This is a genomic window from Flavobacterium sp. ZE23DGlu08 (assembly GCF_030505335.1).
GTDB lineage: Bacteria > Bacteroidota > Bacteroidia > Flavobacteriales > Flavobacteriaceae > Flavobacterium > Flavobacterium algoritolerans.
Window position 1 is genome coordinate 3,303,973 of sequence record NZ_CP130045.1, and the last position, 13,954, is coordinate 3,317,926.

5 protein-coding genes are annotated in these 13,954 nt (G+C 36.4%); all 5 read left to right on the forward strand.

Annotated elements, in window-relative coordinates; genetic code table 11:
* Positions 1-48 precede the first annotated feature (48 nt).
* On the forward strand, positions 49-1,335 hold the full coding sequence (locus tag Q1W72_RS14490) for an anthranilate synthase component I family protein (RefSeq protein ID WP_302136016.1): 1,287 nt from the start codon (positions 49-51) through the stop codon (positions 1,333-1,335).
* A 27-nt stretch (positions 1,336-1,362) separates the two neighbouring features.
* On the forward strand, positions 1,363-2,673 hold the full coding sequence (tilS, locus tag Q1W72_RS14495; protein WP_302136018.1) for a tRNA lysidine(34) synthetase TilS: 1,311 nt from the start codon (positions 1,363-1,365) through the stop codon (positions 2,671-2,673).
* On the forward strand, positions 2,673-4,706 hold the full coding sequence (locus tag Q1W72_RS14500) for a thioredoxin family protein (protein WP_302136020.1): 2,034 nt from the start codon (positions 2,673-2,675) through the stop codon (positions 4,704-4,706). Before tilS ends, Q1W72_RS14500 begins: the two co-directional genes overlap by 1 nt.
* A gap of 249 nt (positions 4,707-4,955) precedes the next feature.
* The gene (locus Q1W72_RS14505; RefSeq protein ID WP_302136021.1) at positions 4,956-6,689 is read left to right on the forward strand and encodes a CocE/NonD family hydrolase; all 1,734 of its coding nucleotides are present in this window, start codon (positions 4,956-4,958) and stop codon (positions 6,687-6,689) included.
* A 414-nt stretch (positions 6,690-7,103) separates the two neighbouring features.
* Positions 7,104-13,553: an MBG domain-containing protein gene (locus Q1W72_RS14510; RefSeq protein ID WP_302136023.1), complete on the forward strand. Its 6,450-nt coding sequence runs from the start codon at positions 7,104-7,106 to the stop codon at positions 13,551-13,553.
* The last annotated feature ends 401 nt before the right edge of the window (positions 13,554-13,954 follow it).

A 13,954-nucleotide genomic window follows, 5' to 3' on the forward strand; every position in this document is an offset into this window, starting at 1 on the left:
GAAGGTTTATTTTTTATTGTAATTTTGAATTTTAAACACCAATACTTTTTGAGAACTTCAATTTACAAGTCTATTTCTGATCCAAAATTGTTCAAACAGCAACTTTTATTTTGGTCTCAACAGTTTCGAGAAATCATTTATTTAGACAGTAATGATTATCCGCAAAACTACTCCAGTTATGATTGTGTTCTTGCCGTTGATGCATTTACCGCAATAAAGACGGATTATCACAATGCTTTTGAAGATTTAAAACAATACCAGCAAATTACCAAAGACTGGCTTTTTGGCTATTTATCGTATGATTTAAAAAATGATATCGAGCAGTTACAATCTACTAATTTTGATGGCTTAGATTTTCCCGATTTGTATTTTTTTCAACCTAAGAAGCTGTTTTTATTGAAAGGAAATCAACTCGAAATTCAATATCTCAATATGTGTGACGATGAAGTTGAGGAAGATTTTGAAGAAATTGTCGAAAGCCTAAAGTCAAAAGTCGAAGCGGAAGCGACAATAAAAATTCAACAACGAATATCAAAAGAGAATTATCTTGAAAAGGTTTCAAAAGTCTTGGAACACATTCATCAAGGTGATATTTATGAAGCCAATTTTTGTATGGAGTTTTTTGCCGAAAATGCTATCATTAATCCAATTGAAAAATTTATAAAACTCAACGAAATTTCTCAGCCTCCATTTGCGGTTTTTTTTAAAAACAACAAACACTTTTTACTTTCGGCAACACCGGAACGCTATTTAAAAAAAGAAGGAGAGCTACTTATTTCACAACCGATTAAAGGAACTGCTAAACGTTTTTCAGATCCAATTGAAGATGAAAAATCAAAAATGCAATTGGCTTTAGACCCAAAAGAAAGAGCCGAAAACATTATGATTACAGATTTAGTGCGGAATGACTTGTCTCGAACGGCACAAAAAGGTTCCGTTGAAGTACAAGAGTTATGCAAAATTTATTCTTTTTTGCAAGTCCATCAAATGATATCAACGGTAACATCAAAAATAGATGCTCAATATTCTGCTGTAGATGCCTTAAAAACTACTTTCCCGATGGGAAGTATGACTGGTGCTCCAAAGATTTCGGTGATGAAAATCATTGAGCAGCTGGAAGAAACAAAACGGGGCTTATATAGTGGAGCAGTAGGGTATTTTGCACCAAACGGAGATTTCGATTTCAATGTGGTTATCCGAAGCATTTTATACAATCAAGAAAAAAAATATGTTTCTTTTTCGGTTGGAAGTGCAATAACTTCACAGTCAATTCCTGAAAACGAGTATGAAGAATGTTTGCTTAAAGCAAAAGCTATGCGAGAAGTTTTAAGTTAAATCAAAATGAATTAATTAAATTTGAACATGCTACAGAAATTCCAAAACCATCTTCTTCATAATTTTCAGTTCTTGAACGGAAAAAAAATACTTCTTGCCACAAGCGGTGGGAAAGATAGTATGGTTATGGTGCATTTGTTGCAGCAATTAGATTATAAAATAGGAATCGCACATTGTAATTTTCAATTGCGTGGAATGGAAAGTTTTGAAGATCAAAATTTTGTCCAGGACTATGCTGCTACAAATAATATTCCAGTATTTATAACACAATTTGATACCAAAGCTTTCTCAGAAGATTATAAAATATCTACACAAGTTGCTGCTCGCGAGTTGCGTTACAACTGGTTTTATGAATTATTGGAAACCGAAAAATTCGATTATATTCTTACCGCGCATCATGCCGATGATAATCTGGAAACTTTCCTAATCAACCTCAGTCGAGGAACAGGTTTAGAAGGTTTGATTGGGATTCCGGAACAGAACGAAAAAGTAATTCGTCCACTTTTGGCATTTAGCCAAGAGGAAATGGAAGAATATGCCAGAATAAATAACATTCAATGGCGCGAAGACAGCAGTAATGCATCGGATAAATACCTTCGTAATAAGATTCGTCATCATTTGGTTCCAATGTTAAAGGAATTGAATCCTAATTTTCTTTCTTCCTTTTATAAAACGCAAACCTATTTGCAAGAAGCACAAGTTATGGTTGAAGATGCTTCCATTATGATTTATCAGCAAGTTGCAAAGCAAGATAATGAAGCTATTTATTTTGATTTGCAGCAATTAAAAAAATTACCAAATTATAAATCGTATTTATATCAATGGCTGAAAGAATTTGAATTTTCGGCTTGGGATGATATTTATGATTTGGTTGAAAGCCAATCTGGGAAATACGTTTTTTCTTCTGAATTCCGATTATTGAAAGACAGAGATTCTTTAATACTAAGCCCGATAAATTCCGTAAATGAAAAGGAGGAATATTCTATTGCTGAAAATCAAAAAGAAGTTAATATTCCCTTAAATCTTTCATTTTGTAAAGTAGCTGACATTAGTATCGTTTCAAATAAAACTATCTTTGTGGACGCTGATAAATTACAATATCCATTGATTTTGCGCCATTGGAGCGAGGGAGATAGTTTTCAACCTTTTGGGATGAATGGTAAATCGAAGAAAGTGAGCAAGCTTTTTAAAGATGAAAAATTATCATTACTGGAAAAGGAAAACACCTGGCTTTTATGTTCGAATGATAAAATAGTTTGGATTATTGATGTTCGTCAAGATGAACGCTTTAGAATAGATAATACAACAAAGAATATACTTAAAATACAATTAGAATAATGAAGAAACTACTATTTATACTTATTGCTTTTTTGGCTTTTGCCAATGGAAATGCCCAAATTCTTGATCCTGCAAAATGGACCACCAAAATTGAAAAAAAATCAGAGAATAATTATATACTTACTTTTAATGCTATCATAGAAAAAGATTGGCATATGTATTCCCAATTTACAGCTGAAGGCGGATCTTTGCCTTTGGAAATTATTTTCAAAAATCAAAAGGGTAACTTTAATTTAGTTGGCAAAGCCAAAGAAAGCAAAACAACTACTGCTTTCAATGATATTTTTGAAGTTAATGAAACGTACTTTGAGAAAAAAGCTCAAATTCAACAAGAAATTACAATTACAAACCCAAAGATTACAAAAATTGAAGTCAATTTGAATTATCAGGTTTGTAAAGAAGCGTGCATCAATATGGAGAAAAGTTTCACCTTTACGATTCCCGCAGCTTCCAAAACAGCCGAAATAGCTTCTGTAGCATCTGATTTAACTGCAATAGATTCAGCCAAAGTTGATACTGCAGTTGTAAATACAGATGTAACTAAGGAAGGAACCGTTAGTCCTGAAAGAGTTCCTGTATTAGATTCTAAACCTTCAAAACAAAGAGGATTGTGGTCTATTTTCTTCATTGCTTTTTTATCTGGATTTGCTGCATTGCTTACGCCATGTGTCTTCCCGATGATTCCTATGACGGTAAGTTTCTTTACAAAGCAAAGTAAAACAAAAGCGAAAGGAATAAGAAATGCTATTATTTATGGAATTGCCATCATATTCATTTATGTAGTTTTAGGCTTTTTAGTGACTTGGATTTTTGGTGCTGATGCATTGAACGCGTTGTCTACGAATGTTTGGTTTAATATTATTTTCTTTATTCTGTTAGTTGTTTTTGCTGCCTCATTTCTGGGTGCTTTTGAGATTATGTTGCCTAATTCCTGGGCTAATAAAGTAGATAATCAAGCAGACAGAGGCGGAATAATTGGAATTTTATTCATGGCTTTGGCATTAGCGATTGTATCTTTTTCTTGTACTGGACCTATCGTAGGAACACTTTTGGTTGAAGCTGCTTCTAAAGGGGGAATTGCACCAATTGTTGGAATGTTAGGATTTTCATTGGCTCTAGCCTTACCATTTATGTTATTTGCGATGTTCCCGGGTTGGTTGAATTCATTGCCAAAATCAGGTGGATGGCTGAATACTGTTAAAGTGGTTTTAGGATTTTTAGAATTGGCTTTGGCATTCAAGTTTTTGTCAAATGCAGATTTAGTATTGCAATTGCATTTCTTGGAAAGAGAAGTTTTCTTAGTAATTTGGATTGCTATTTTTGGAACATTGGCATTTTATTTATTCGGAAAAATTACACTTCCGCATGATAGCCCTATGAATCATATTTCGGTAGGAAGACTGTCATTGGGATTAGTAGTTTTGGCTTTTACAATCTATTTGATTCCCGGAATTTGGGGAGCACCTCTAAAATTAATTTCTGGTTTCCCACCACCAATGACGTATAGCGAAAGTCCATACGGTGTAGGAAACTCAAAAGGTGGTTCGAATGCATCAGCCCAAATTTTGCCGGAAGGCGCACATTTAGGACCACACGATCTTATTGCTTTTGAAGATTATGAAAAAGGATTGGCTTATGCCAAATCAGTAAACAAACCTATTTTACTTGATTTTACAGGATATGCTTGCGTGAATTGCAGAAAAATGGAAGATTACGTTTGGTCCGATCCTGCGATTTTAAAAATATTACAAGATGAAGTAGTATTGATTTCTTTGTATGTTGATGATAAAAGAGAATTACCAAAAAGCGAGCAATATGTATCCAAAGAAACGGGTAAAGAAATTGTAAGTGTCGGAAACAAATGGAGTGATTTTCAAATCACTAAATTTAAAGCCAATGCACAACCGTATTACATCATATTAGACAAGGAAGGAAATATGTTATCTGACAAACCAGAAAGTTATAACTCAGATATCAATGCATACAAAGGTTGGTTAAGAGAAGGAATTGATCGATTTAAAAAGGCCGAATAGGCCTTTTTTTTTGTTCCTAATTTGTAGCTTAAAGATATTTTTAAACGTTGCTTTTATAGCATATAAAATTATATTTATGTAGGTTTTATTTGGAGAGATTTTTTATCTTTAAAAATTATTTAATCCAAGAAAACTTATGAAAAAACTACTTAGCATTTCTCTTTTTTTATTGGCGCAATTCTTTTTGCCCAAGATAAAGCAGCAAATTATGTTGCGGATAATTACACCAAAAAAGAAGTGCATATCAAAATGCGTGACGGAGCAGAATTATTTACTTCGATTTACACCCCTAAAGACGTTTCTAAAAAATATCCAATTATAATGCAAAGAACGCCTTATAATTCAGGACCCTACGGAGAAAATCAGTTCAAGAGAAGTATTTCTCCAAGTGAAACCATGATGAAAGAGGGATATATCGTAGTCTACCAAGATGTTCGTGGCAGGTTCATGAGCGATGGTTTATACGACAACATGCGTGGTTTTATTCCAAATAAAAAAGGAAAGAAAGATACCGATGAAGCTTCGGATACGTACGATACGATTGATTGGCTAGTAAAAAATGTGGCTAATAATAACGGAAATGTTGGGACTTGGGGGATTTCTTACCCTGGATTTTATGCCACTTATTCTTTATTGAGTAATCATCCCGCATTAAAAGCAGTTTCTCCTCAGGCTTGTATTGCTGATTTCTTTTTTGATGACTTTCATCATAATGGAGCATATTTGTTGAGTTATTGGAAAGTAACGCCATTATTTGGACCTCAAAAAACAAAACGTACTACGGAACCTTGGTATAAATTCACGAATACGGGTATTAATGATGATTACCAGTTTTTCTTGGATGCAGGACCATTGTCTAATTTAGACAAGTATTACGGTAAGGAAGATGAATTTTGGCAACAGCTGAAAGACCATTCCAGTTATGATGATTTTTGGCAAAAACGTGGAATTTTACAACATTTAAAAAATATAAAACCAGCTGTAATGACAGTAGGAGGTTGGTTTGATGCCGAAGATTTATATGGTCCTTTAAATACCTACAGTACCATTGAAAAGAGTAGCAAAAACTACAATATAATCGTTATGGGACCTTGGAGTCATGGCGATTGGGCTAGAAATTCGGCAAAACAAGTGATTGGTAATATTAATTTTGGAGACAGTATTTCTGGTTTTTATCAAAAAAATATAGAAGCTAATTTTTTCCGTCATTTCTTAAAAAATAATGGGAAAGGTGAAAATAAATTACCAGAAGCCTATGTTTTTGATTCAGGTGCTAAAGAGTGGAAAACGTTTGACTCTTGGCCTCCACAAAATACGGCAAAGCAAGATTTCTTTTTGCAAGATAACAGATTGTCAAAAATGGCAAAAAAGAATTTTGCCTTTGAAGAATTTATCAGTGATCCCAAAAAACCGGTTCCTTATTCAGAGGATATAAAACAACAAGGGCTTACGCCAAGAAAATACATGACGGATGATCAGCGTTTTGCTGCGAGACGTCCTGATGTGTTAGTTTTTGAAACAGAGGTTTTGAATGATGACACTACATTGGCTGGAGAAATCTTGGCTAAATTACAGGTTTCTACCACAGGAACTGATGCGGACTGGATTGTTAAAGTGATTGACGTTTTCCCGAATGACGAACCGGAAACAAAAGAAGTTGCTCCTTATTTAAAGATGAGTAATTACCATATGATGGTGCGCAGCGAAGTAATGAGAGGACGTTTTAGAAACAGTTTTTCAAAACCAGAGCCTTTTGTTGCTAATGAAAAAACGGCAGTAAATATCAAATTGCAAGATGTTTTTCATACGTTCAAAAAAGGACACAAAATCCAGATTCAAGTTCAAAGTACTTGGTTTCCGTTAATTGATTTGAATCCGCAAACGTTTGTAGACAATATATTTTATGCTAAACCAGAGGATTTTCAGAAACAAACGCATAGAATTTATAATGATTCAAAAATTGAGTTTACGGTTTTAAAATAAAGACTAAAAGTAAAATAAATATCAAAATTCAAATGAGGCTGTCTGTAAAGACAGCCTTTTTTTAGTTATAAATCTAAAGTGATTTGCTGTAATTTGTTTTATGGAATTTTAATAATTGAAACAGAAAACTGTCATAAAAGGGCACTGTTTTTTTAATTATTTTTTTTATTTCTTCTAAAAAAATATAAAAGATGTAGTTGGTAGTTTTTTTTATTCCTTTAATCGAAAATGTATTAAAAATAAGATTAATGTATTCTTAATTATATAATTTAGTATTTAAGTTTTTGAAAATTAGACAATTGTAATGATGTTTTTTATTAAAAAACTTTGACTATTATGGACATATTCTATTGGTTCTGCATTTTATAGTTAGGCGTATAATATCCGTTATTTTATTACTTAAATTAAATAAATATGAAAACATTTCTACTCAAATCACATTTTTTAACGATTGTTTTTCTTGCTGCAAATTTATTCTTTGCAAGTGTTGCTTTTGGTCAAGCAACGGTAACTACCGACAAAGATGATTATGCTCCTGGTGAGTATGTGATTATTACCGGAACTGGTTGGACACCGGGCGAAACTGTAACATTGCATTTTGATGAAACACCTAAGCCGGCAACATGTCTTCTTCCGCATGACATGACTGCTGTTGCCGACTCTAGCGGTAATATTTATAATAATCAATTTTTAATAAAAATCAACCACATTGGAGTTGCGTTTTTGCTAACAGCAACAGGACAAACCTCAGGATTAATTGCAACAAGGAATTTTACGGATGCAAATATTCAATTTACATTAACAGGACTACCAAATAGCTCTTCATCTACTGTCACAATTGTTTATTGGACAGTAGCTAATGGTCAGGCACAATCGGTACAAACTACCACAACAGAAACTATTTCCGTAGCTGCTAACGGTAATGCAGCTACTATAAGCGTACCTGCACAACCAAATACTCAACTAAGTTGGACTTTTAATAATGTAACGATAGGAAATAACACCTACATTAGTTCAGGAAGTACCAGTGGATTGAATTCAATAACTTCACCTATTACGGTAAATGGAAATTTAACGGGGAATAATGCAATAAAGGGGAATTACGCTAGTTGTACCTCACCTTCTGCGCCAACTATATCAAGTCCTGTGATTTATTGCCTAGGAACAACACCAACTGCTCTAACGGCAACAGGCAGTAATTTATTATGGTATTCAGGAGCAACCGGAGGGATAGGAAGTTCTATTGCACCTACACCATCTACTAATTCATCAGGTACTACAAGTTATTACGTAAGCCAAACAATAGGTTGTGAAAGTTCTAGAGCAAAAATTGATGTTACGGTAAATGCATTACCTGTAGCACCAAATGCTGGAAATTATAGTGGAGCGTATGATGGTTTACCACATGTTGGTTCAGCTGTTGCAGGTGCTGGTGAAACTATTGACTGGTACACTACTTTATTAGGAGGGAATCCAACAAGTGCTCCATCGGGAACAAATGTTGGCGTATATTCAGCTTATGCAGAAGCTAGAAATACAACTACTGGTTGTGTAAGCACAACTAGAACATTAGTCTCAGTGACAATAACTAAAAAAGCCGCATCGGTTTCTCCGATAGCCAATACGAAAGTCTACGGTTCACCGGAACCAGTATTAACGGGAACTTTAGTAGGCTTCTTGGAAGCAGATGCAGTTACGGCTTCTTACAGCAGAACTTCGGGTGAAACTGTTCTTGGAACATATTCAATCAGTGCCGTATTAAATCCAACGGGAATTTTGAGCAACTATGACATCACGTATAACACGGCTGCATTTACCATCACAACAAAAGCCGCCTCGGTTTCTCCGATAGCCAATACGAAAGTTTATGGTTCACCGGAACCGATATTGACGGGAACTTTAGCTGGATTTTTGGAAGCAGACGCAGTTACAGCTTCTTACAGCAGAACTTCGGGTGAAACTGTTCTTGGAACATATTCAATCAGTGCTGTTTTAAGTCCAATATCAGTTTTGAGCAATTATAACATCACGTACAACACGGCTGCATTTACTATCACGACAAAAGCTGCTTCGGTTTCTCCGATAGCCAATACGAAAGTCTACGGTTCACCGGAACCTATATTGACTGGAACTTTAGCTGGATTTTTGGAAGCAGACGCAGTTACAGCTTCTTACAGCAGAACCGCAGGAGAAACAGTTATTGGAGGTCCATACACCATCAGTGCTGTATTAAGTCCAACGGGAGTTTTGAGTAACTATGACATTACATACAACACGGCTTCATTTACGATTACAACAAAAGGCGCCTCAGTTTCTCCGATAGCCAATACGAAAGTTTACGGTTCACCGGAACCGTTATTGACGGGAACTTTAGTAGGTTTCTTGGAAGCAGACGCGGTTACGGCTTCTTACAGCAGAACCGCAGGAGAAACAGTTATTGGAGGTCCATACACCATCAGTGCTGTATTAAGTCCAACGGGAGTTTTGAGTAACTATGACATTACATACAACACGGCTTTATTTACCATTACAACAAAAGCCGCTTCGGTTTCTCCGATAGCCAATACGAAAGTTTACGGTTCACCGGAACCTATATTGACGGGAACTTTAGTAGGTTTCTTGGAAGCAGACGCAGTTACAGCTTCTTACAGCAGAACCGCAGGAGAAACAGTTCTTGGAGGTCCATACACTATCAGTGCTGTATTAAGTCCAACGGGAGTTTTGAGCAACTATGACATTACATACAACACGGCTTTATTTACCATTACAACAAAAGTCGCTTCGGTTTCTCCGATAGCCAATACGAAAGTTTACGGTTCACCGGAACCAGTATTGACGGGAACTTTAGTAGGTTTCTTGGAAGCAGACGAAGTTACAGCTTCTTACAGCAGAACTTCGGGTGAAACTGTTCTTGGAACATATTCAATCAGTGCTGTTTTAAGTCCAACGGGAGTTTTGAGCAATTATAACATCACGTACAACACAGCTGCATTTACCATTACAACAAAAGCCGCTTCGGTTTCTCCGATAGCCAATACGAAAGTCTACGGTTCACCGGAACCAGTATTGACGGGAACTTTAGTAGGTTTCTTGGAAGCAGACGCAGTTACAGCTTCTTACAGCAGAACCGCAGGAGAAACAGTTATTGGAGGTCCATACACCATCAGTGCTGTATTAAATCCAATGGGAGTTTTGAGCAACTATGACATTACATACAACACGGCTTCATTTACCATTACAACAAAAGCAGCCTCAGTTTCTCCGATAGCCAATACGAAAGTTTACGGTTCACCGGAACCTATATTGACGGGAACTTTAGTAGGTTTCTTGGAAGCAGACGCAGTTACAGCTTCTTACAGCAGAACCGCAGGAGAAACAGTTATTGGAGGTCCATACACTATCAGTGCTGTATTAAGTCTAACGGGAGTTTTGAGCAACTATGACATTACATACAACACGGCTTTATTTACCATTACAACAAAAGTCGCTTCGGTTTTTCCGATAGCCAATACGAAAGTCTACGGTTCACCGGAACCGTTATTGACGGGAACTTTAGTAGGTTTCTTGGAAGCTGACGCAGTTACGGCTTCTTACAGCAGAACCGCAGGAGAAACAGTTCTTGGAGGTCCATACACCATCAGTGCTGTATTAAATCCAACGGGAGTTTTGAGCAATTATAACATCACGTATAACACGGCTGCATTTACCATTACAACAAAAGTCGCTTCGGTTTCTCCGATAGCCAATACGAAAGTTTACGGTTCACCGGAACCTATATTGACGGGAACTTTAGTAGGTTTCTTGGAAGCAGACGCGGTTACGGCTTCTTACAGCAGAACCGCAGGAGAAACAGTTATTGGAGGTCCATACACTATCAGTGCTGTATTAAATCCAACGGGAGTTTTGAGTAATTATGACATTACATACAACACGGCTTCATTTACGATTACAACAAAAGGCGCCTCAGTTTCTCCGATAGCCAATACGAAAGTTTACGGTTCACCGGAACCGTTATTGACGGGAACTTTAGTAGGTTTCTTGGAAGCAGACGCAGTTACAGCTTCTTACAGCAGAACCGCAGGAGAAACAGTTATTGGAGGTCCATACACTATCAGTGCTGTATTAAATCCAACGGGAGTTTTGAGCAACTATGACATTACATACAACACGGCTTTATTTACCATTACAACAAAAGCCGCTTCGGTTTCTCCGATAGCCAATACGAAAGTCTACGGTTCACCGGAACCTATATTGACGGGAACTTTAGTAGGTTTCTTGGAAGCTGACGCAGTTACAGCTTCTTACAGCAGAACCGCAGGAGAAACAGTTCTTGGAGGTCCATACACCATCAGTGCTGTATTAAATCCAACGGGAGTTTTAAGTAACTATGACATTACATACAACACGGCTTTATTTACCATTACAACAAAAACTGCATCAGTTTCTCCGATAGCCAATACGAAAGTTTACGGTTCACCGGAACCGCTATTGACGGGAACTTTAGTAGGTTTCTTGGAAGCAGACGCAGTTGCAGCATCTTACAGCAGAACCGCAGGAGAAACAGTTATTGAAGGTCCATACACCATCAGTGCTGTATTAAATCCAACGGGAGTTTTAAGTAACTATGACATTACATACAACACGGCTTTATTTACCATTACAACAAAAACTGCATCAGTTTCTCCGATAGCCAATACGAAAGTTTACGGTTCACCGGAACCGTTATTGACGGGAACTTTAGTAGGTTTCTTGGAAGCAGACGCAATTACAGCTTCTTACAGCAGAACGGCAGGGGAAACAGTACTTGGAGGTCCATACACCATCAGTGCTGTATTAAGTCCAACGGGAGTGTTGAGCAACTATGACATCACGTATAACACGGCTGAATTTACCATTACAACAAAAGCCGCCTCGGTTTCTCCGATAGCCAATACGAAAGTTTACGGTTCACCGGAACCAGTATTGACGGGAACTTTAGCTGGATTTTTGGAAGCAGACGCAGTTACAGCTTCTTACAGCAGAACTTCGGGTGAAACTGTTCTTGGAACATATTCAATCAGTGCTGTTTTAAGTCCAGCATCAGTTTTGAGCAACTATATCATTACCTACAACACGGCTTCATTTACCATTACAACAAAAGCCGCTTCGGTTTCTCCGATAGCCAATACGAAAGTTTACGGTTCACCGGAACCGGTATTGACGGGAACTTTAGTAGGTTTCTTGGAAGCAGACGCAGTTGCAGCTTCTTACAGCAGAACTGCAGGGGAAACAGTTCTTGGAGGTCCATACACCATCAGTGCGGTATTAAGTCCAACGGGAGTTTTGAGCAACTATGACATTACATACAACACGGCTTTATTTACCATTACAACAAAAGCCGCTTCGGTTTCTCCGATAGCCAATACGAAAGTTTACGGTTCACCGGAACCGGTATTGACGGGAACTTTAGTAGGTTTCTTGGAATCAGACGTAGTTACAGCTTCTTACAGCAGAACTTCGGGTGAAACTGTTCTTGGAACATATTCAATCAGTGCTGTTTTAAGTCCAACGGGAGTGTTGAGTAACTATGACATTACATATAACACGGCTTTATTTACGATTAGTAAAAAGACAGCAAGCGTAACTCCTTATGTATCTAGTAAATACTGCGGTCAGAATGATCCTCTTCTTTTTACGGGTAATTTAGCTGGATTTATAGGCAGCGATAATGTAACAGCAGTGTACAATAGAACCGCAGGTGAAATAGCAGGAGGAATATATACAATTAGCGCATTATTGAGTCCTAGCAGTGTATTAACTAACTATAATATTGATTATAATACAGCTTTGTTTACAATAAACAGTGTTCTTATCGATGTAAGTGCTAGTAGTGCTCCAATAGCATTAGGTTCTTCTGCAACTTTAAGTGCAACGGTTACCTCAGCAGTATCTGGTAATCTTTCGGGAATACCTGTATTATTCACGATTGATAATGGGAATGGTGTAATTACAAGTTATGCATCTCAAACAAACAGCAGTGGATTAGCTACATTTTCAGTTAGTAATCTTTCAGTTGAAGTGTATAAAATAAAGGCTGCGGCTGGTTCAGGTTGCGCTAATGCAACGGCCTATCTTGCAGTATATGATCCAAATGGTGGATTTGTAACAGGTGGTGGATGGATTATGTCTCCTTTAGGGGCTTATACAGTAAACCCAACTCTTACCGGAAAAGCTAATTTTGGTTTTAATGCCAAATATAAAAAAGGAAATACGCAAGTGGATGGAAATACAGAGTTTCAATTTCAAACAGGAAATTTAAACTTCTCTAGTAGTAGTCACGAAGCTATGTCACTGGTGATTGCTGGCGCACAAGCTATCTATAAAGGTCAAGGAACTATAAACGGAGTTCCAGGCTATAGTTTTATGGTATCTGCAATAGATGGTGAAAAGAAATCAACTGGTGTAACAGATAAATTTAGAATAAAAATCTGGAATGGTGCAGGGGTTGTATATGATAACCAGATTGGTGCTGCGGATAATGCCGATGCAACAACAGCAATTGGTGGTGGTTCTATAGTAATACATGAAGTGAAGAAAAATGGAGCTGCAAAAGTGGTAATTGTTGAGAAAACCCCAGAAATTGTGCCATTCGCTATAACAGCATATCCAAACCCTTCTGCGCAATATTTTATTATTGACATAAAAGGCGGTACCAGTGAAAAAACAGAAGTGATTGTATATGATATATTAGGAAGAATGGTGAAACATATTCAAAATAGTGATAGCAAAGAAATCAAGTTTGGTGAAGAGCTTTCATCAGGTTCGTATATTGCGATTATCAATCAGGGTACTCAACAAAAAACAGTGAGACTGATAAAACAATAAAGCTCATTTTAATTACAGGTTTAAATTAACTCCATTTCAATATTAATTGGGATGGAGTTTTTTTATATACTAATTTTATTGTTTTTAGAATTTTAGTTCTTTGAAAAAGGAAATTTATAATATTTAATGGTTACGTCTAAGGTTCCAATGAAATGATTTCAATTCAATTTCTATTGAAGTAATTAATACATTGAAAGCCTAAATGAACTTGTTTGTAATGGAGTCTACTGTTTGTAATGGATAGATTTTATTAAGGTAAATAAGAGAGATGTTTCGTTTTATTAGAAAACCATACATGTTTTACTTAATGGTAAAATAAAGTTTGAAGATGGAAAAGAAATTCAATATGTTTCTTTGATTTTAAGCAAAAAAAAACACTCTGAATGCTCAGAGTGTTTTTT

Excerpts from the sequence above, each read along its gene's own strand:
- tilS (WP_302136018.1), top strand. The coding sequence starts at position 1,363 with ATGCTACAGAAATTCCAAAACCATCTTCTTCATAATTTTCAGTTCTTG.
- Q1W72_RS14500 (WP_302136020.1), top strand. The coding sequence starts at position 2,673 with ATGAAGAAACTACTATTTATACTTATTGCTTTTTTGGCTTTTGCCAAT.
- Q1W72_RS14505 (WP_302136021.1), top strand. The coding sequence starts at position 4,956 with ATGCGTGACGGAGCAGAATTATTTACTTCGATTTACACCCCTAAAGAC.
- Q1W72_RS14510 (WP_302136023.1), top strand. The coding sequence starts at position 7,104 with ATGAAAACATTTCTACTCAAATCACATTTTTTAACGATTGTTTTTCTT.